This window comes from Streptomyces sp. NPDC093065, from assembly GCF_044754585.1.
GTDB lineage: Bacteria > Actinomycetota > Actinomycetes > Streptomycetales > Streptomycetaceae > Streptomyces.
This window is the reverse complement of sequence record NZ_JBIVPJ010000031.1, coordinates 46,941-66,764: the sequence shown is the minus strand read 5'-3', so window position 1 is coordinate 66,764 and position 19,824 is coordinate 46,941. Positions and strand designations below refer to the sequence as shown.

18 protein-coding genes and 1 pseudogene are annotated in these 19,824 nt (G+C 67.9%); 7 read left to right on the top strand and 12 right to left on the bottom strand.

The window, feature by feature from the left end:
- Positions 1-530: 530 nt before the first annotated feature.
- Positions 531-872: a DUF427 domain-containing protein gene (locus ACIQFU_RS35295; protein WP_402557150.1), complete on the bottom strand. Its 342-nt coding sequence runs from the start codon at positions 870-872 to the stop codon at positions 531-533.
- A 575-nt stretch (positions 873-1,447) separates the two neighbouring features.
- Here ACIQFU_RS35295 and ACIQFU_RS35290 point away from each other — a divergent pair.
- Positions 1,448-1,822 (top strand): beta/gamma crystallin domain-containing protein, encoded by a 375-nt coding sequence (locus ACIQFU_RS35290; RefSeq protein ID WP_402557148.1) that lies wholly within the window; start codon positions 1,448-1,450, stop codon positions 1,820-1,822.
- Between the two features lie 221 nt (positions 1,823-2,043).
- Here the strand turns inward: ACIQFU_RS35290 and ACIQFU_RS35285 are convergent, their stop codons facing one another.
- Positions 2,044-3,672: a GMC family oxidoreductase gene (locus tag ACIQFU_RS35285; protein ID WP_402557179.1), complete on the bottom strand. Its 1,629-nt coding sequence runs from the start codon at positions 3,670-3,672 to the stop codon at positions 2,044-2,046.
- A 240-nt stretch (positions 3,673-3,912) separates the two neighbouring features.
- Between ACIQFU_RS35285 and ACIQFU_RS35280 the strand changes: the two genes are divergently transcribed.
- The 3 genes from ACIQFU_RS35280 (at position 3,913) to ACIQFU_RS35270 (ending at position 4,788) form a co-directional block, all read left to right on the top strand.
- Positions 3,913-4,320: a nuclear transport factor 2 family protein gene (locus tag ACIQFU_RS35280; RefSeq protein ID WP_402557146.1), complete on the top strand. Its 408-nt coding sequence runs from the start codon at positions 3,913-3,915 to the stop codon at positions 4,318-4,320.
- An 83-nt stretch (positions 4,321-4,403) separates the two neighbouring features.
- The gene (locus ACIQFU_RS35275) at positions 4,404-4,595 is read left to right on the top strand and encodes an NAD(P)H-dependent oxidoreductase (protein WP_402557144.1); all 192 of its coding nucleotides are present in this window, start codon (positions 4,404-4,406) and stop codon (positions 4,593-4,595) included.
- Positions 4,596-4,605: 10 nt separating this feature from the next.
- Entirely contained in the window at positions 4,606-4,788 is a 183-nt protein-coding gene (locus ACIQFU_RS35270; protein ID WP_402557178.1) for an NAD(P)H-dependent oxidoreductase, read from the top strand.
- Positions 4,789-4,943: 155 nt separating this feature from the next.
- Here ACIQFU_RS35270 and ACIQFU_RS35265 read toward each other — a convergent pair whose 3' ends face one another.
- Positions 4,944-5,852, bottom strand: coding sequence for a LysR family transcriptional regulator (locus ACIQFU_RS35265; RefSeq protein WP_402557142.1), 909 nt, complete (start codon positions 5,850-5,852; stop codon positions 4,944-4,946).
- A 9-nt stretch (positions 5,853-5,861) separates the two neighbouring features.
- On the opposite strand from ACIQFU_RS35265, the gene ACIQFU_RS35260 reads away from it, so the two are divergent.
- The 3 genes from ACIQFU_RS35260 to ACIQFU_RS35250 all read left to right on the top strand — a co-directional run bounded on the left by ACIQFU_RS35260 (position 5,862) and on the right by ACIQFU_RS35250 (position 9,467).
- Positions 5,862-6,851 (top strand): NAD-dependent epimerase/dehydratase family protein, encoded by a 990-nt coding sequence (locus tag ACIQFU_RS35260; RefSeq protein WP_402557141.1) that lies wholly within the window; start codon positions 5,862-5,864, stop codon positions 6,849-6,851.
- 184 nt (positions 6,852-7,035) lie between these two features.
- A complete protein-coding gene (locus ACIQFU_RS35255) occupies positions 7,036-7,989 on the top strand; it encodes a DMT family transporter (RefSeq protein ID WP_402557139.1) in 954 nt (317 codons plus the stop codon).
- A 107-nt stretch (positions 7,990-8,096) separates the two neighbouring features.
- Positions 8,097-9,467 (top strand): amidohydrolase family protein, encoded by a 1,371-nt coding sequence (locus ACIQFU_RS35250; protein WP_402557137.1) that lies wholly within the window; start codon positions 8,097-8,099, stop codon positions 9,465-9,467.
- A gap of 170 nt (positions 9,468-9,637) precedes the next feature.
- Here the strand turns inward: ACIQFU_RS35250 and ACIQFU_RS35245 are convergent, their stop codons facing one another.
- From ACIQFU_RS35245 to ACIQFU_RS35205, 9 genes and pseudogenes are all read right to left on the bottom strand, one after another.
- Positions 9,638-10,618, bottom strand: coding sequence for a Gfo/Idh/MocA family oxidoreductase (locus tag ACIQFU_RS35245; protein ID WP_402557135.1), 981 nt, complete (start codon positions 10,616-10,618; stop codon positions 9,638-9,640).
- Positions 10,615-11,862 (bottom strand): ABC transporter substrate-binding protein, encoded by a 1,248-nt coding sequence (locus ACIQFU_RS35240; protein WP_402557133.1) that lies wholly within the window; start codon positions 11,860-11,862, stop codon positions 10,615-10,617. Before ACIQFU_RS35240 ends, ACIQFU_RS35245 begins: the two co-directional genes overlap by 4 nt.
- Before the next feature lie 90 nt (positions 11,863-11,952).
- On the bottom strand, positions 11,953-13,587 hold the full coding sequence (locus ACIQFU_RS35235; protein WP_402557131.1) for an ABC transporter permease: 1,635 nt from the start codon (positions 13,585-13,587) through the stop codon (positions 11,953-11,955).
- A 1-nt stretch (position 13,588) separates the two neighbouring features.
- Positions 13,589-14,356 (bottom strand): ABC transporter ATP-binding protein, encoded by a 768-nt coding sequence (locus ACIQFU_RS35230; protein WP_402557130.1) that lies wholly within the window; start codon positions 14,354-14,356, stop codon positions 13,589-13,591.
- A gap of 90 nt (positions 14,357-14,446) precedes the next feature.
- The gene (locus ACIQFU_RS35225; RefSeq protein ID WP_381609055.1) at positions 14,447-15,064 is read right to left on the bottom strand and encodes a helix-turn-helix domain-containing protein; all 618 of its coding nucleotides are present in this window, start codon (positions 15,062-15,064) and stop codon (positions 14,447-14,449) included.
- Positions 15,061-16,128 carry an ABC transporter substrate-binding protein gene (locus ACIQFU_RS35220; RefSeq protein WP_402557128.1) on the bottom strand — a complete coding sequence of 356 codons (1,068 nt, stop codon included), beginning with the start codon at positions 16,126-16,128 and terminating at the stop codon, positions 15,061-15,063. Before ACIQFU_RS35220 ends, ACIQFU_RS35225 begins: the two co-directional genes overlap by 4 nt.
- A 12-nt stretch (positions 16,129-16,140) precedes the next feature.
- Positions 16,141-17,214, bottom strand: a complete 1,074-nt coding sequence (gene add / locus ACIQFU_RS35215; protein WP_402557127.1) for an adenosine deaminase — start codon at positions 17,212-17,214, stop codon at positions 16,141-16,143.
- Positions 17,215-17,935: 721 nt separating this feature from the next.
- Positions 17,936-18,451: pseudogene (locus ACIQFU_RS35210) on the bottom strand (helix-turn-helix domain-containing protein); the annotation flags it as partial.
- A 177-nt stretch (positions 18,452-18,628) separates the two neighbouring features.
- Positions 18,629-19,789, bottom strand: coding sequence for an epoxide hydrolase family protein (locus ACIQFU_RS35205; RefSeq protein ID WP_398329970.1), 1,161 nt, complete (start codon positions 19,787-19,789; stop codon positions 18,629-18,631).
- Positions 19,790-19,824: the final 35 nt, after the last annotated feature.

Here is a 19,824-nt window from a genome sequence, read left to right as displayed (position 1 = left end):
TGGCCGGGCGGCCTGGCAGCTCCGACCCGCCGGGGCGCAAACGTCGAGGCGGGTCGGTCGTAGTCGAGAGTGTAACGAACGTTCCTTCTGTTATGGGGATCAGTTTGCGCCGATTGCGGACGCGGTCACGCATGAGGCCCCGCAAGTGGGCGATGGCTGCCTTCGGCGTGGACAGCTGCCCGTAGGGGCTGCTGAGCTCCCATGCCGACGAGACCGCGCGGAGCGGCAGGCGCGACGGGTACGGCCTGGGACGACGTCGTCCTCCGGGAGGATCTGCGCGAGGATGTCCCCGAACGCATCGGTACCCCGAACGGGGCCGTGGTCGCGGACGACGCCGGCCTCCTCAAGAGGCACAGCGTCCGAGGCCGTACTCGTGCCGCCGTATCACCACGGCGACGGGCGCCTCGACGGAGACGGCGTCACCGTGGTGATACGGCGCCCGCACGCCCGAGACTCACGGCGCCGCGCTGTCCGAGAGCGGTCCCGGGACCCGGGTACCTCATCAACACCACGGCACGCGGCGGCCCGCTTCAGGACACTTCCACCTCGTAGAAGGAAAGGTGACCCTTGATCTCGGCCACCTCCGGCTTGGGGTCGAGGTACGCCCAGGCCAGGTCCGGTGCGTCCGGCAGCGACCAGTACGAAGCGTCTCCCTTGAAGGGGCAGCGCGTGTGTGTGCCGGACGGGGTCAGCAAATCGAGGCGTACGTCCTGGGCCGGGATGTAGTACGTGTCGGGGCAGCCCTTCTCGTGTACCACCAGTGCCGTGTCGCTCTCCGCCAGCACCTGCCCGTTCCTCACCGCGCGAACATGCCGACCGCTCGGCTCCACGGTGATACGGCGCCCCGTGCGCGTGGGGAGTTGCTCGGTCACAGTCGTCCTCCTTGGTAGTTGGTTTCCCTCAGACAGCACGGCGGGCGGCCGAGTTCTTCCCGCCGGTGCGAAAACGTACGGCTGCCGTTTGCGGCCGGGAGCCTGACGGTCTGCTGCGGCGGCCGGAGAGGTGGCATTCCCGGCGACATCACGCAGCGGGGCCCGCCCGTCGTACGCTCGGCCCACCTGCACCGGTCCGCCCGTCCCGCCCGTCACCGGCAGGCCATAGTTCTCGGTAGTGACGTAGGTCGACACCTGGGCAGGCCGGGCACCGGCGAATGCCCAGGTGGGCCACCCGGTTCGAATCGGCTTCGACACTCCCGCTTCCTGTCACCCAACAGCCCACGTTCCCAGGGCCCTTGGAGGCGCCTGGCGCATGGCGAAGTGGAACGTTCAGTGTTGACGTCGGAGTTCTCTTCACGCATAGTTCTCAGCGAGACAGAACGTTCTGCGTCAGGGGTGAGGCGCAGAACGCCCACAGCCCACAGTCACGCCCGACCGGGCCGTTGCCTCGTCGTTCGGAAGTAACCCTGGCTCACGCGGCGTGCCATCAACCCTCAAGGAGATATCGCATCGTGACCACCATCGGGAAAGCTACCGGGAGCCTGTTCGCTGTAGCGTTGCTGGCCACGGCCTTCAGCATTGCAACTCCGGCGAATGAGGCGCACGCCATCAATCAGACGCCTTGCACCAGCGGGGAGTTTTTGTATGTAAAGGGCCATATCAGTGATCGCCCGAGCTCACTCGGTGGCAACGGACCCTTCGAAGTCTGCTACGCCAACGCGGGAACCGTGAGCCTCGGAAAGTACGCCTGGGTGGATGCTGTCTCCACTGGGAACAACGACATACAGATGAACGACGCCAACGGCGCCACCGTCAAGCTCGATCGCTGGAACTCCGTGTACTACCCCAACCGGCCGCTGCACATCAAGTCCATTCAGATCTTCTGAGGTGCCGGCAAGTTCAATGGCGACGCTCCCAGGAGCGTCGCCCGGCGCCAGTCCAGCGCGGGGCGCATCCTCGTCGACCACCTGTTCACACTCTCCCGCCGTACGGCTCGAAGCGGCCACTCGGGCCGACGACCTGGACCTGGCGATTCCCGAGCTGCGGTCGGGGAGCTTCTTCCCCTGCCGCTGGGGCGCCGGCGCCGGATCGACCAGGCGCCCGCCGCTCAGTCGTAGAGCCGGTCGGACATGAGTTCCGCGACCATGATCGTCGCCAGGTTCGTGTTCGCCCGCGGAACTGAGGGAAAGACAGACGCGTCCACCACCCGCAACCCCTCGGTTCCCAGGACGCGGCACGACGAGTCGACGACTGTGTCCGTGGCGTCGGGCGCCCCCATCCGGCATGTGCTCGTGGCGTGCTGAACATCGGCGACGGTGGTCAGCAGGTACTCATCAAGAGCGCGGTCGCCCGGCAGCGCGTCGAGCAGAGGCTGGTTCGCCTCCCGAAGTGAACGGGACAGCAGCCGTGACACGCTTGCGTGGTCACTCAACTCCGCAACGGTGCGCACCCCTTCGCGCAGTACCGAGAGGTCACGCTCGTCGGAGAGCATCCGCTCGTCGATGCGGGGGTGGACGGTGGGGTCCGTCGAGACCAGAGTGAGGGATCCGCGTGAGTGTGCCTTGTTCAGGACGACGCCGAACGCCCCGGCCCGTGTCCCGAAGTCGCCGGCGGCCATGGCCCAGACATCCTGATTGAGTGCCATGACAAGCAGGTCGTTCGTATGCGTACCGCTCGCACTCGACCAGCGTACGCAGACGTTGGTGTGCCGCTCGTGCTGGGATGCGATGGCATGGTCGGTCTGCAAGGGCAGGGAGAGCCGCGCGATCGCGTGGTCCTGCAAGCCGAGTCCGACCGGGAGATCCTGTCGGATGGGGATCCCCAGGGCCCGTAGTCGCGGGGCCGGCCCTATGCCCGAGCGCATCAGTACGGCGGGAGAGTGCACCGCTCCCGCGCTGAGTACCACCTCGTCGGCGTACTCGACCACGGACCGACCGCCGATGATCACACGTACCCCAATGGCGCGTTGCCCTTCGAAGACGACCGTGTCAACGAGAGCGTCGCCTCGGACGGCGAGGTTCTTGAGGGCACGCACCGGCTCGAGATAGCCGTCGTTGACACTCACCCGGCGGCCGTCGCGCGAATTGACGGGGTACGGGGACACACCCGTTGCGCCCGGAGCGTTGACGTCGGCCTGCCACGGGAAACCGGCGGCGACAGCCGATTCGGCCAGTGCGCGGTCCACAGCGCCCCAGGCGTCCCGAGGGGTCCGGTCAATGGGGGTGGGGCCACCGCGACCGTGATAAGCGAGGTCACCGAAAGTCTCGTCGTCCTCCAGCCTGACGAAGTACGGCAGGACGTCGTGCCACGCCCAGCCTTCGCAGCCGAGCCGCGTCCATTCCTCGAAGTCCTCGACCGGCGGCCGGATCGCGATCTGGCCGTTGACGACGGAGCTGCCCCCCACTCCCCGGCCGCGGGCGTACAGGAGGTGCGGCCGGCCGATGGTCCGTGACGAGGTGAGGTCCCACCAGAGCAGGTCGGCGGAGGCGGCGGGGTCCATGAGCCCGACCATGGGGTTCGGAGACCGCCAGCTCTCCGGCAGCTCCGCGGAACGGGAGTCCCGACCGGCCTCCAGCAGCAGGACACGTTTGCCACCGGCGGCAGTGCGGGCGGCCAGCACTGAACCCGCGGAGCCGGCACCCACGACGATGACATCCCAGTTTGTCTTCCGCATCCGACCCTGCCCCGAACCGATGTCGCCGCGCCCCGGGCGGCTCGCCGAAATGAAGGGCAGCATCACCGTAGCGCTGTGAGTCCGAACGCTGACAGCGCCCTCTGCAGAAGGAGTTACGACATGGCTCTCGTCTCTGAGGTGGCGGCGCCTTCGGCCACACGGGAGATAGAACGTTCGGTATTGACAATGGGCTCGGCAGAAGCTGACGATGGTGTGAGACGGGAGTGCTTCTCGCGACGGTCCCGCATTGAGCCGCATCGTGTGCCTCTCTGTCGCCAGACGACTACCGAACGGAGAGACGTCATGTCCGACGCCGTCCTGCCCGACTGGTTCGCCCATGCCCTTGAGGGCTTCACGGCCGGAGACATGGAGAGGTACGTCAAGATCTACCACCCGGACGCGGTGCACGAGTTCCCCATCGGTCCCGCCCCCGCGCCGGAACGGCTGGAAGGCAGGGAGGCGATCGGTGAATACCTGAAGTCGGTCCCCGAGCGCGGCAAGTTCGACGCCATCGACGTCCTCTCCGTACGCGACATGGGGAGTGATCCTCAAGCCGAGGGTGAACTTGTGATCGAGGCGCAGGGCCGGGGCGCATTTCACGATGGGACGCCCTTCGAGACGCGCTATGTCTGGTTCGTCAAGCATCAAGACCGACAGGTCAGGAACTTCCGCGAGTACGTGACGTTGCGCCTGTCCGAACTGCCGGATTGATCGACGGTTGGCGTGCCGCCAGCCCAGAACCCTCGCCACACCGCTTCCCGGTGCATGGCAATACGGACCGGAGCCCCTTCCCCGTGCACCTGCTGACCGTCTTCTCCCACCCGCTCACCGACAAATACCCGTCGGCCGTCATGGACGCCTTCCATCAGCCGTTTCGGCAGGCCGGACACTCCATCGACGTGCTCGACCTGTACCGAGAGGGGTTCGATCCGCGCTTCACAGAGGCGGACCCACGCGCACTTCTGGGGCGGTCCGGTCCCGGATGACGTCTTGGAGATGCACCGCCGTGTCGAGGTGGCAGACCGGCTCGCGTTCATCTATCCCGTCTACTGGTGGGGCATGCCCGCGATGATGAAGGGCTGGATCGACCGGGTCTTCACCGAGGGCTGGGCCTGCCAATACGGCAGTGGTGTCGACGACCGGGGCAAACAGCCACCTCGTCTACGACGTCGAGGGTGACCACAACGCACCTCACCGCCAGGCCGGCCTCCGTCAGGTCCAGGTCGTCGCCGAGTCCTTCCTCTCTCCGGACAGGATCCCGGTCAGGGCGAAGGAAGAACATCTGCGGGCACGCCACGAAAGCGTGTGAGTTCATCAGCGCCGGGGACGTTGGTTCAGAAGACCCGGTCGCCTCGGACGTGGTGCGGGATCAGGTCGAGGAAGGCATGCAGTGCCCGCGTCGGCGGGCGCGTCGCCGAGGCGACCACACTGAGCGTCCAGGCCAGCCGGACGTCTGCGAGGGGGATGGTGCGAATGGCGTCACCGGCTGTCGCGGCGAAGTCCGGGGGGAGCAGTGCCACGCCCAGGCCATGCGCCACGTAGTCCGCGATGGTCGTGATGTCCGAGACTTCGATGAGGACACGTCGGGACAACTCCGCCCTCGTGAACGCGTCGTCAGCGATCTGGCGTTGACCGAATCCGACGGGCATGTCGATGAACGATTCGTCGGCAACGTCACTGAGCCGCACGCTCTTCCGGCAGGACAGTGGGTGATCGGCGGGGACGAGCAGTTGGGCCTCGTACCGCTTGATGGCCCTGGACCGTAGGTGCTCGTCCTTGATGTCGGCCCCTACGAAGGCCACGTCGACATGGCTCTCCTTGATCCGCCCGATCAACCCTGAGGTCCCGCGCTGGGAGGTCTCGGTCCGCAGCCGCACCCCGGGGTGGCGCCGGTGGAATTCACCGGCCAGGGCGGGTACGTCGATCACGGTCAGGCCACTGAGGACACCGACGGTGAGGCTGCCACGCAGGCCCATGGAGAACGGCTCCACCGCGGCCCGGGCACGATCGAGCGCCTCGATCGCCGTCCGCGCCTCGGGGAGGAACGCACTGCCTGTCTCCGTCAGCTCGACCGACCGGGTGGAGCGGTGGAGCAACTCGGTCCGCAGGTCCTGCTCCAGCGCCTTGATGCCGGCGGAGAGCGTGGACTGAGTGATGTGCAGCCGCTGAGCCGCTCGCGTGAAGTTCAGCTCTTCGGCCAGGGTGATGAAGTATTCCAGCCGCTTCTGGTCCATGCCGCCCATTTATCGAGAGTGTCGATCGAATATGCAAAAACATTCGTTGGACACGATAGTCGAGCGGAGCGACTGTTGTCGTGCGGGCTGTTGCCCGACCAGGAAAACGACAGCAAGAGAAGGACGACCATGCGCGTAGTGCTCACCGGCGGCACCGGCTACATCGGATCCGCGGTGCTCGATCGGCTCGTCTCCAGGAACCACCAGGTCACCGCCGTGGTTCGCTCCGACGCGAAGGCCGAGCAGGTACGGGCCAAGGGAGCCGACCCCGCGATTGCCGATCTGGCGGACGGCGACGCCCTGGCGAAGCTCGCCGACAACAGCGACGGGGTGATCCACCTGGCGTCGCCGGGCGACGAGACCAGCGCGGCCGTCGACGAGGCGGCCGTCAGCAGCTTCCTGAGCGCGCTGCGGAACACGGGTCGGCCGTTCGTGTACACCACAGGCGTCTGGCTGCACGGCAGCGGTGCGGCGATCACCGAGGCGACGGACATGAACCCCCCACGGCTGGCCACTTGGCGAGTGCCGCTGGCCACGCGGGTACGCCAAGCGCAGGGCGTCCGGACCTCGGTCGTCGCGCCTGCGGTGGTGTACGGCCACGGTGGCGGTCTGCTCAACCTTGTCGCCGCCGGCCCCCGAACCGCCGGAGCCACCCCCGCACTCACCATGATCGGCCACGGTGACCAGCACTGGACCACCGTGCACGTGGACGACCTGGCCGAGCTCTATGTGCTCGCGCTGGAAAAGGCCCCTGCCGCTTCGTACTTCGTCGGCGCGAGCGGCGAGAACCCGACCGTTCGGGAGCTGACCGAAGCAGTGAGCCGTTCCGTCGGCATGGCCGGGCGTGTCGAGCCCGAACCCGTCGTGCAGACGCTCGACCGGCTCGGCCTGCTCGGCGAAGCCCTTCTTCTTGACCAGCGGGCTTCGGGCGACACGGCGCGGCAGGTCCTTGGCTGGTCCCCGACCGGTCCGTCGGTCCTCGACGACATCGCGCGTACGACCTTCTGAGCGCGCCCTTGCCGCGGCCCGCCGCAGGCAACCCTCGCCCGGTCATCAGCGGCCGGGCCGAGCGGGGCCTGCCCGGCCGCTGCCTTTCTCCAAGGACCTCGACATGAGTACTTCCACCGCACCAGCCGGGGCAGGCCCTCCTGCCGGGTCGGATCCGCACCGGGCGGACCGGTCCCGCCCATCCGTGCCCGGCAACGGAGCACTGGCCGTTCTGGCCGCCGTCGCGGCCGGCCTGGTGGTACCGGTACAGGCCCGTTTGAACGGCGAGTTGAGTCATCGCCTCCACGACGGCATCGCCGCGGCGGCGATCAGCTTCTCGGGTGGACTCCTCCTCCTGTCCGTCGTCGCGCTCTTTTCCCGCAGTATGCGCGGCGCGCTGCGTCGTCTGGCCGGCGCGGCGCGGGACGGCCGGTTCCCCCGCCGGTATCTATTGGCCGGCGTGCTCGGCGGTGCGTTCGCCCTTGCCCAGTCCACCGTCACGCTGGTCACCGGAATCGCCGTGTTCACCGTGTCGGCCATCGCCGGTCAGACCCTCGGCGGTCTGGTCGTGGACAGCAGGGGAATCGGCGGCGGTCCGCGGCGGCGCCCGGGAGCGGCCCGGCTCACGGGCGCCGCCGTCGTCCTGGCGGCCGCGGTCGTGTCGGCCCTCCCTCGTCTCACCGGATCCCTCACACCGGTCACGATCATCCTGCCGGCTGTCGTGACCGTTGCCGCCGGTTTCCTCCTGGGTGTGCAACAGGCCCTGAACGGAGCGACGACCGCCGCGTCGGGCTCGCCGCTCGCGGCGACCTGGCTCAGCTTTCTGGTCGGCGCGGTGGTCCTCGTCACGGCCTGGGGCGTGAAGACCCTCGTGAAGGGGACCGCGGGCTACGCGCTGCCCACGAGTCTGTGGGTCTACCTCGGGGGGCTGTGCGGTGTGGTGTTCATCGGTGCTTCGGCCTTTCTGGTGCGCCGGATCGGTGTGCTGCTGCTCACCATGGCGTCCATCGCGGGACAGCTCGTCGGTTCCGTCACCCTGGACCTGCTCGCCCCCTCGGACGGCCAGTCTCCGTCCGTCCTCACCGGCATCGGCGCGCTGCTCACGTTCGGCGCCGTCTGGATCGCCTCCAGGCGTCCACGTGGCACCGGCGCGCAATGATCCACAACCCCATCCGGACCGAACGCGGATTTGCTCCCACTGTCCCTCTCCCGAAGAACGAGCGACATGCGACCGCCCTCGGCACGACGCAGAAAAAGGAATCACAGGTGTCCCAGAACCAGAGCCGCCCCCAGGAACGCATCCTGATCAAGGGGGCCTACCTGATGACACAGGATGACAAGCTCGGCAATCTCGTGGGCGATGTCCTGGTCGCCGACGGCAGGATCCTCAGCATCGGGCGCGACCTGTCCGACGACCGGGCCAGGGTCATCGACGGCACAGGGAGCGCAGTGCTGCCCGGATTCATCGACACCCACCGCCACAACTGGCAGGGAGCGCTGCGCAACCTCGGGCCCGCCTGGACCTATCAGGAGTACCGCAGCCAAGTGCAGATCGGCCTCGGCCAGTACTTCCGTCCCGCAGACGTATACGTCGGCAACCTGGCGGCGGATCTGATGTCCCTCGACTCGGGGGTGACGACGGTGCGCGACGAGTCGCACATCAGCAACAGCCCAGAACACTCGGACGCGGCGATCGCGGCGCACCAGGAGTCGGGTATCCGCGCCGTGTTCGACCACGGATGGCCATCGACGGAGGCCGAGCAGTGGCAGTTCGGCAGCGACCGGACCCACCCCGACGACATCAGGCGCATCCGCAACGAGGTGCTCTTCGACGACTCGGCACGGGTAACCCTCAACGCGATGCTCCGTGGCCCTGAACTGTCCACCCCTCTCGTGTCCGAGCAGGACATCCGGCTCGCCCGTGAACTGGGCCTGCGCATCAGCATGCACGTCGGCCTCGGCGAGTGGGGGGCGCAGCAGCAGGCGGTACGGCAGTTGGAGGAGGCCGGACTGCTCGCCTCGGACATGACGTTCATCCACTGCTGCACGTCGACCGACGAAGAACTGCGCATGCTGGCCGCACGCGGTGCCACCGCGTCCGTGGCAGGCGCTCTGGAGGTCTTCATGCCGGGCCTCGGCCAGCCGGCCACCAACCGGCTGCTCGCCGCGGGTATCCGTCCGAGCCTCAGCGTCGACACAGAGACGATCGTGAGCGGAGACATGTTCGGCGTCATGCGGGCAACGCTCGCCTACCAGCAGCTGGTCCTCGCCGGGGCGGCCGGACCCATGGACCGGACACCCGGCCTGCCGACCTTCGACGCCGCCGACCTCTTGTCCTTCGCGACCATCGAGGGCGCACGGGCCGCGGGCATCGACGACCGCACCGGCAGCCTGACCCCCGGCAAGGAAGCAGATCTGATCATGATCCGCCTCGATCACACCAACCTGCTGCCCGCCACGGATGCCGCCGCCAGCATCGTCGCGGGCGGCCACGCCGGCAATGTCGCTCTGGTCGTCGTGGCAGGGGATGTCCTGAAGGAGGACGGTGTGCTCAAGGGAGGTGACGCCGTATTCGAGGAGGCCGCGGCTTCCCGTGACCGGCTCTTCCATGCCGCGGGTCTGCCGCTTCCCGTGTGAGGCGCGCGCCGACTGAAGCGGACCGCCCAGACCCTCGGCTCCGGTACGGCACATTGCGTGGCTGAGGCCGAGGGCCCGTGCGCTGGATGGGGTGGGAACGCGATGCCGCCGCGGGTGACTGCCGACAGCGCGACGTCCCTCATCGATCCGCGCGGGCAGCGAGTACACGATCACTCAGTACGCAGCGCCGACCATGATGATTCGAGACGTTGCCAGACGAGCTCTGTGGTCTCGAGAGTCCGCGCGGCGCTCTCGAGATCGGACCGGTTGCCGACGCGGTCTGCCACGACGTCCCTGAAGTGTTGCAGGGCGGGGACGAAGCCCATCACGGTCCAGCTGGAGTTCGCCGGCGTCGGCAGGGTGTAGTTGGGACGCCAGACCTCCGCCGGACCGTCGGCGGGACGATATGTGCAGGTGTCGACGTTGTCGACCTGCACGGAGTCTCCCTGCCCGTAGACCTCGACGAACTCACCCCGATGCGTGAACGAGGCAGTCGTGCAGAAGTCGAACGAGCATGTCGCGCCTCCCTCGGCCCGGGCGACGAGACTCACACCGAGGCCGGCGGCCGGTACGACGTTGAGGACTGCGGAGATGTCGCCGATTTCCCCCACCAGGTACCGGGCCAGGTCGATCATGTGCACCGGGTTGTCGATCAAGTAATGGCGAAGATCGGCGAGATACTCGTCGACGCGCCCCATCGCGAACGTGAAGTGTGCCAGGGAGGGAGCGCCGAAACCCACGGACTCGATCGCCGCCCGAGCAGCCCGGTAGGCCGGGGCGAACCGCTTCATGTACCCGACGACGACCTCGGTGCGTGTCTTGGTGGCCAGGAGGGCGAGTTCCCGGAGCTCGGACGCGGTCTGGCCGCCCGGTTTCTCGCAGAAGACCGGGATCCGGCCCTCGATGCACTGGGCGAGGATCGGCCGGTAGGCGGCCGACGGCACGGCGACCACCACCCCGTCGAGCCCGCCGGCCGCAAGCATGTCCCGGACCGACGTGTGGTGCGCCGGGGCGCCCCAGCGTCCGGCGGTGAGGGCCGCACGCTCCGGTGTCCGGGCACAGACCGCGACGAGATCGAGACCGGCCTCGAGGACCGACGGGTACAGGGCGTTGTTCGCGTGCCGTCCCGCACCCACCACACCGACCCTCACGACGCGCTCGTCCGATCCGCCAGGAACTGATCGATGCGGCTCGCGGTCTCGCCGAAGATCCGCTCAAGGGCGTCCGGCTGCTCGTACGCCTTCACGATGGCTGCCGACCACATGCTGGCGACATCCAGGTACTCGGGCATGGGAGTCGGCAGTACCCGCGCGGTCGTCCGGAGGATCTCAAGGCTGTTTTCCCCGAAGCCGTTCCACTTGGCGGCCGCCGCGCGGTAGGCGTCGTCGTCCCAGGTGCTCTGCCGCGTCGGATTCATGTTGCCCTCCTGCGCCGCCCGGGCGAGGAAGGCCGGGGAGCTGGCCCACTCGATGAACCTCCATGCGCCCGCCTTGTCCTGCGAGGCGCTGTTCATCACGAGCGACCAGGTCCACATGTTCGCCTCTCGCCCGCCCCCGGGTCCCAGCGGAGGCCTGGTGTACGCGACGCGCCCCCGTACGGCCGACTCCGATCCTTCGAAGAAGGCCACGTAGTGGTCGGAATCAACGATCATGCCGTACTGGCCCGCCGCGAAGTCGCGGGCGACGTCGAGCCAGTGCCCGTCGGGGAACCGTGCCGGACCCGACACGCGCGCCGCTGCAAGGAAGTCACGGGTCGCCGCGAGCAGCGCCGGACTGGCGAGCGCGCTGCGGCCCGCCTCGTCGAAGTCGGTCGCGCCGTAGGACCAGACCTGGGTGGCATATCCGGTGTACATCGTGTGCCAGGTGTCGGTGCCGCGCTGGGCGAAGCCCCGGATGCCCGGCACGCTGTCCGCTATCCGCGCCGCCGCGGCGAAGTACTCCTCCCACGTCGACGGAGGCGCGCTGAGACCTGCCTTCTCCAGGACGTCCGGCAGGTAGGCGAGGTTGTACGTCTCCCAGTTGACCGGGATCTCCAGCAGGGGACCGGTGCCGAGGGTGTCCCCGCGCCGTCCCGTCCAGCGGTTGGCGTCCAGCAGGGACGGCAGGAAGTCGTCCGGCTGGTAGTCGTCGCCGCACGTGTCGAGGTACACGTCGAGTGGTTCGACGATGCCCTCGCCGGCGAGCTTCCACATCGAGACGGGTCCCGAGACGAACACGTCCGGCGCGGACTCGCCGCGAAGCCGGCTGCGCAGCGCGTCGAGGCTGTTCGTCACGTAGTCCGTCTCAGGGATGATCTCGAGCGCCACGGGCTCGCCCGTCAGTTCCTTGTACTCGTCGACATGCCTCGTGAGGCTCGCGACGTACGCGTCGTTGTCGGGGCCTATGAAGCGGACCATATCGGGTCTCCTTTGCGATGCCGCGGCCTGCGTGCTGAGCAGTGGCCGGCCGGGCCGGGGGAGTGGAAGGGGGTTTCGGACACGCGGTCGTCAGACCGAGAACCGTCGGCGCGCACGCTCGTGGAGGACGGCGACGACCTCGTAGAGCACGATCACGGTTGCGGATACGACGACCACGTCTGCCCACAGCCGGGTGTAGTCGAAGGTTGTCGCGGCGGTCGTCGTAGCCCGGGAGATGCCGTTCCCGGTGACGAGCCACTCGGCAACGACCGCGCCGAAAAGAGCGAGCGGGATGCTGATTCGCGCAGCGTTCAGGATGCCCGGAACCGATCCGGGGACCCTGACGAACCGGAGGGTCGCCCAGCGCCCACCGCCGAAGACGCCGACCACGTCGAGAGTGGACCGCGACCGTTCCTCCAGTGCCGTGACGATGACGATCATCGCCGGGAAGAAGACCACCAGAAGCCCGGTGACGATGATGAACGCGGTGCCCCGACCGCAGATGGCGACGAGCAGCGGGATGAAGGCGATCTGGGGCACGCACTGCGATGCGAGGAGCAGCGGAAGGCCCAGTCGCAGCAGCACGGGAAAACTCACGAGGACGCATCCCGCGAGGAATGCCGCGGCCATGCCGACGCCGAAGATCATGCCGGCATCGCGCATGGTGATCAGCCAGTCCGTCGCCAACGCGCTGCGATGGGCGGCGGCGGCCTGATCGCCGACCAGGTAGTCCAGCACATCGAGCGGGGACTTGAACACCAGGGGGGTCACACCCCCGAACAGAATGATCGCGACCCAGAGCACGATCAGTGCGACGGCAGGCGTGAGGAACTCGGCCACTCGCGCCACCGGGCCGGCGCCGGGCGCCGCCGCGAACGAGGTCTGGGACTCGACCGGCTCCACGTGCAGCCAGCGGCCGATCGCCGTGATCGCCATGTAGAGGAGACCGCCGATCACGGTGGCAACAATGGCGATGCCCCAGGTCTGCGCGATCTGCAGCTTCTGCTGGCTGACCACGAGCACCACACCCAGCCCGTTGTCGGCGCCGCTGAACTCACCCACGAGAGCCCCGAGGAACGCTCCCGGACCGGCGATGCGTGCGCCGGCCACGATGTTCGGAAGCGCCGACCGGAGTCCGACCTTGCGGAGGATCTGCAGACGGCCACCGCCCGCGCAGTGCACGATCGCGGCGATGTCGGCCGGGGTGGCACGAAGACCCGCGATCACCCCGATGAGCATGGGGAAGAACGAGAACAGCACCGCCATCGTGATTCTCGTGGGCTGGCCGGGGCCTCCGAGGCTGGCGATCAACGGGAGGAGCGCGGGCAGCGGCAGGCAGTAGATGGCGAGAGCGACGCGGGAGACCGTGCGCTCGAGCAGTCCGGTCAGCGATCCGAGCGCACCGAAGACGAGGCTGATCACAGCGGCGATGGCAAAGCCCTCAAGCGCCGTGACGAGGGTGGGAGCGGCGTTGGAGAGGTAGAACGAGAGGTTTCCGGTCAAGTCCTCGGCCACGCTCAGTGGTGTCGGCACCGAGCCGGCGGGAAGCATCTCGGAGAGGGCGACCAGCCACCACAGTCCGACGGCGACCGCGAATCCCCCGAGGGTCCACACGGCGCCCGGGACTTGGCGCTGGGCGCGCCCGGATCTCTTGGCGGAACGCCGCTTCAACGACGGGCCCGCGGGAAACACCGGTGGCCCCTGACTCATGTCCGTGGAGGTCATCTCACGCACTCCGCCCGGTAGCCGGCCCGGCCGCGTCGACCCGAGCGGTCGCGTCGTCCTCGAACAACAGCTCGCTCAGCTCGTCGACGAGACGCTGGAACTCAGGGCTCCGCATCATTTCCGGCACCCGGGGGCGCGGCAGGTCGATCGCTACGGTGCGAAGGATGCGACCCGGGCGCGGCGTCATCACGACGACCAGGTCCGAGAGGAAGATCGCTTCGGATATTCCATGGGTGACGAGCAGCGTCGTGGCCGGCCTCTGCGTCCAGATCCGCTGGAGTTCGAGGTTCATCCGCTGCCGGGTCATGTCATCGAGTGCGCCGAACGGCTCGTCGAGCAGAAGGACGTCCGGTTCGAAGGCGAGAGCCCTCGCGATCGAGACCCGCTGCCGCATACCGCCGGACAACTGACTGGGCCGTGCATCCTCGAATCCCCGCAGTCCCACCAACTCGACGACGTCCTGGATGGTCGAACGACCGGGGCGCCGGCCGGCCACTTCGAGCGGAAGCCGGATGTTGTCCGTGACAGTGCGCCACGGCAGCAGCGCGGAGTCCTGGAAAGCGACTCCCAGACGACCGCCCTTGCGGGCGACCGAAGGGCTCTCACCATGGACCGACACGCTGCCCTCAGTCGGGTGATCCAGGTCGGCGAGCAGGCGCAGCACGGTCGACTTCCCGCACCCGGATCGACCGATCAGACTCACGAACCGGTTCCGGTCGACCGAGAGACTCACGCCCCCGAGGGCGTCGACGCGCTGCCGCTTCGCCATGAAGGTCTTGGTGACCTCGTGAAGTTCGATTCCAGCGGGCCCTGTGGTATGTGCTTGGTCTACCTGAGCAGGCATTCGGGCTCCTCGCTCTCAGTGTGGGAAGTTGCTGACGATGAGGACTTCGGCGGGCTGATCGCTTCCGAGGCCCCACCGATGGGGGACGTCACCGTCGTGGTTGAGCGCGTCGCCAGGGCCGAGGTCCACAGGTCGGCCTCGCAGGAAGTCGACGCGCAAAAGACCGCGGATCACGTACACGAAGTCCTCCCCGTCGTGCTCGAACCAGTCCTGCGGCGGGTCCGACTGCTCGATGAGATAGCGGTGCGCCTTGAGCGACAGCCCCGAACCCCCGCGCGTCAGGAGCCGCGGCCGCTGGGCGTCGTCGCGATTGCCCGCCCGCATCTCCTGACCGGTTCCGGCCCGGGTGACCAGGATCGACGTGGAGCTGACCGGGAGCAGGCCGTTCGGCGTGGTGCCCAGTAACTCCGCCAGGCGGTAGAGTCGAGGCAGACTGATGGAAGACTGCCCCCGCTCGAGCTGAGTGATGAACGACGCGGACACTCCCAGACGGGCGGCGAGCTCCTTGCCTGCCATACCGAGCTCCTGACGCCGATGGCGCACTGCCGCTCCGACGTCGCGCGCGAAGTCGTCGTCTTCGGATGCCGCTCCGGCGTCGTCGACGGAGGAGTCGGTTCCCTGTTGCTCGGTCACGACAGTGCCTTCAGTTCTGGGTGCTCCCGGTAGACCTCGGCCAGCAGCGACATGTCGAAGAGCTTGTCCACGGTCGTGTGAACGCCGGTGAGCCCGAGTGTCTCGACGGTCTCGCTCTGCAGCTCCTGCGTGACGGTCAGGATGCCGTTCTTCTCGGTGTCGGCGGTCCTGATCAGGGCGATCTCCGCCTTGTTGCAGGCCAGCTGGTTCTCGAGCTGGTACTGCAACGACTTGCCGTACTTGTTCACGGCCAGCTTCGCGCCCGCCTCCGGGTCGGCGATGTTCGCCCGCCAGCCCATGATGTCGGCGCGGAGGGCAGCCTTGAGCAGCGTCCGGTTCTTGGAGATCTGGTTCGTCGAGGCGACGTAGGTCTGAGTGATGGTGGCGTACTTGTGGTCCGCGAACATCATCACGGCCGTCTCGTGTCCGGCCTGTCTGAGGCTGATCGGAGAATTCGTCGAGTAGTCCATGATCCCGTCCACCTGACCGGCGACCAGAGGGGCGGGGTCGTACTGGAACGGCACGATCGTCGTGTCCGAGGACCTGAGGCCGTTGACGGCGAGGAACGCCTCCATCGCGGGCTTGTCCGCGTCGGAAACGGCTATGGTCCGCCCCTTCAGATCCGTCGGTGTCCTGATGGGGTTGCGCTTCAGCGACACGATGCAGGACGGCGTCTTCTGGTAGACCGTGCCGATGACCCGGAACGATGCGCCGTTCTGGTTCGCCGCGACGATCTCCGTCGGCGACGAGACGCCGAACTGTGCGGTTTCACTCGCCAGCTGGGTCAGTACAGAGACGGCCGACGGCCCACCCGGAATGAACTTGACCGACGAGAAGCCGACCTTCTTGTAGTAGCCCTCCGTGTCCGCCATGTACGGACCGGCCTGTGTCACGTCGTACAGCCAGGAGAAGGCGTACTCGAGCTGCCCCAGGTCGCTGCCCGCCCCGGTGCGCGAAGAGGATCCACAACCGGTGAGTGCGAAGCCCACCGTGGTGGAGAGGCCGAGCCCCAGCAGTCCACGGCGCGACAGCGCGCCACCGGTTGGATTCAGCTTGTCGGTCATCGTGTCGTGTCCCTACTTGTCGTCTGAGCCGTAGGCGACCGGACGGAGACGCTCGAGTTCGGTCCTGAACTCGGCACGAAGGCGGTCGGTGGTGGCGTCGTCCGCGAAGCAGGCGTCGAGGCCGGCGAGCGCGTACTTCTCGGCGTCCTCGACGGTCCATCCGAGATGCGCGGCGGCATCGATGAAGTCGTCGTGGAGCTCCGGCCCGATGAGTGCCGGGTCGTCGGAGTTGAGACACATGTTCAGCCCTGCCGCGGCCATCGCCGCGACGTCGCGGCGTCGCCCCTCCACCTCCAGTTCGGGGTAGTCGATGAACCAGCACGCCGAATAGGGGATCTGCGAGGCAACGGTTCGCGACAACAGCTCGGGATCGAGCAGTGCCGCGTATCCGTGGTCGATGCGGTCCACCTGGAGAAGGTCCAGGCACTCGACCATCTCGGTGGAGTCGCCGTGCTCTCCCGCGTGTGCCGTCAGCTTGAGGCCTGCCTCGCGGGCCAGGTCGTACGCGGCCACGAACTCGGACGGCCGTCCTGCCAGCTCGTTCGAGTCGAGGCCGATCGCCACCACCTCGTCGTGGGGATGGGCGAGCACGTCGCGGACCAGGGCGAGTGCCGCTTCGCCGCCCAGTTCGCGGTTGATCGCGACGATGACGCGCGACTCGACGCCGGCCTCCTTTTGGGCCTCGCGAGCGCCGGTGAGGATGCCGTCCATCATGTCGGCGTAGCTCAGCTCGGGATGGTTCTGCGGGTTGAAGGCGATCTCCCGGTACCGGAGTCCCCCTTCGGCGCCCGCGAGGAGACTTTCGTAGGTGACGGCCCTGAAGTCATCCCGCGTCTGCATCGATTTCGACACGGCGACGTAGATCGCCAGTCCCTCGTCGAAGTTGCGGAAGAGGTAGCGTCCGCCCCCGTCACGTGCTCCGGCGGGGAGAGTGACGCCGTGGCGCTCGGCCAGGCGGCGCGCGGTCTCCGGAGGTACGCAGCCTTCGAGATGACAGTGCACCTCCGCCTTCGGCAGCGCGCGGAGGTACTCCGCGCTCAGACGGCGTCGAATGGGCGATGCCGCAGAGTTGATCTCTGTGCTCATGTCATTCCCCTGTCGTCGAGGTGGGACGAAATTAAGGGACACTGAACCGGGTGTCAATGGAACGTTTCAAAATGGGCGGGCACGCAACTACTGACCAGTTGTCTTCGGTGTGCGGGCGCCGGCCGCGGAGGTGGGTTGTCGGCCCTGCTCAGCCGTGGTGTGGGAGGGCGGCCCTGTGGCGTGCGGTCGCATCGCGGATCCCGACCCTCCCGCGTCGACGCCCGGCAGCTGCCGCAACCGGCTGGGCGGTGGCGCAGAGCGTGCGGAGCCGCTGTCGCGAGGCCTCGGTGACGGGAGACTGTCCGGTGAGGGAGCGTCGGGCATCCACGTGAACGGGGCGCGGGCCCGTGCTCGGTCGTCGACATGCGGTCCCCGGTGTCCGCTCGTCGGCAGTGGCCTCGGTTCGGGGGCGTAACCAGGCATCAGGCGATGCTGGTGGTGAAGCGGGCAGACCGCGGTCTGCCGGCGTCGATTAAGCACAACTGGACGCCAGAGCAGGGTGGTTGTGCGCAGACGATCAGCCGTACCCCTTCAGTGGCGGGGCGTGAACCGAGAGCCCGGTCGTCCCACTGGCTCGCATTGCCGTTGAACCGTTTCAGAAATGAGGGGCACGCACTTGAGTAACTGCCGGTGGACATCAGTCATCTGGGCGTGCTCGGTTCGTCCGGCATACTTGTCGTGTCGGATGGATTACGCCCGGCTTGCTCGCTTCTCGGGGTCGGCCGGGCACCCCTGCGCGTTGGACGCCTACGGCAGACAGCACCCGTAGCGCTTGCGACGACGTCGAGCCGGGGACAGCGGTACAGATGACGACTTGCGGCGCGGATCGCGTACTTACGTCGTGGTCGGCTCAGATACTCGCGAACTCCTCACTGCCCGCGAGCAGCTCATCGACCAGGCCGGTCACCTCGGGGGGCATCCGGGTAGCGCGCCGCGACGGCGCGCAGGTGCCGGACCGAGGCCCGGGCGAAGTCGTCCGCGTCCAAGCCGCCGTACAGACGTCGGCCATGCCGGTGCGGGCCCAGGAAGGTACGCGGAGTCCCGGTGGGGTGGTGCGGGTGATCGCGCTCGGCATTTGACAGCGCAGCGCGCGAGTGAGCCGCGCCAGCACCTCGCGGGAGGGGGAGCGGCGCGGGTCTGCTCCAGGTGTGTGCAGTACTCGGTGGAGATGAACGCCAGCTGCGCCGCCTCCTCGCGGTGCAGTTCCTGGTGTGCGTCGCCGTGTCCCGGTGGTCAGTCCCTCGGCGGGCCGGCGGCATGCACGCGTGACCGCGGCGTGCGCAGAGTTCTCGACGCGGTCGGCACCATGGGGGTCGGTGGAGTACACAGACCACTGAACGACCGGGTGTACCGGTCGCTCAGTGGTCGTCAGGTGTCGTCCTGCCTGGATCCCGGGCCAGTGGGGGGCGGCTCCTCAGAACCCGGTGCCGAGAAACTTCCGCAGCTCCTGGACGTAGAGTTCAGGGTCTTCGAAGGGGACGAAGTGGCCGCCGCGGGTCGGCTCGCTGTAGTAGACGAGGTTGGTCATCCGTTCGAGCCACGGCCTCGGAGCGTTCTTGAAGTCACGTGGGAACATCGTGAAGCCGGAGGGGACTTCGACCCGCCGGGGCAGCTGGTCCGCGGGAATCCTCACCATCGCCGGGTAGGAACGGATCGACGAACCGATCGTGCCGGTCACCCAGTACTCGGTGAGCAGCTCGAGAATCTCGTCCCGTGTGTAGACGGACTCCAGGTCACCCTTGCAGTCGCTCCACGCCTGGAGCTTCTCCACGATCCAGGCGGCCAGGCCGGCCGGCGAGTCGGTGAGGCCCACGGCAGCGGTCTGCGGTTTGGTGACCTGGATCGCCGAGTACGCGCCTTCCCGCGCCTGCCAGTTCTGGCTGTCCCGGATCCAGTCACGCTCCTCCTGGGTGAGCGTCGCGGGATCCCCGGCCGGAAGATCGCCGTCCATGCGGTGTACGGCGATGACCCGCTCGGGGAAATCGAGCGCGAGATAGCGCACTACATGGGCGCCGAAGTCACCACCGGCGACGGCGAACCGCTCGTACCCGAGGGACGTCATGAGCTCGGCCCACATACCGGCCACGGCGCGCACATCGGGTGCCGCGCCGGTGAGCCGGTCGGAGAAACCGAAGCCGGGCATGTCGGGGACGACGACATCGAAGACCTGCGCCTCTTCGCCCGGCTGCGCCCCTGGCCGGGTCAGCAGCGGAAGGGTCTTGCGGTAGCGCCACGACGAGTCCGGCCAGCCGTGTGCGAGGAGCAGTGGCATCGGTGCGGTACCGTCCGGCCGGGCCTCGGCGCGGGCGTGGAGGAAGTGGATCCCCATGCCGTCGATCTCGACGCGGTGGCTCGGCAGCTCGGCGAGCCTGGCCCGGTGGGCCTCGAAGTCGTAGCCGTCCGCCCAGTACTCGACGAGTTCGCGCAGGTAGTCGACATCGGCACCGAGAGACCAGCCGGCGCCCTCGTAGGTATCGGGCCAGCGAGTCGCACGGGCCCGAGTGCGCAGGTCTTCGATCGCCGCCGGATCCAGCTGCGGAACGAAGCCGGTCACGGATGTCGTACGTGTGTTCATGCGATGTGCCTCTGAATGCTGATGATCAATCGAGA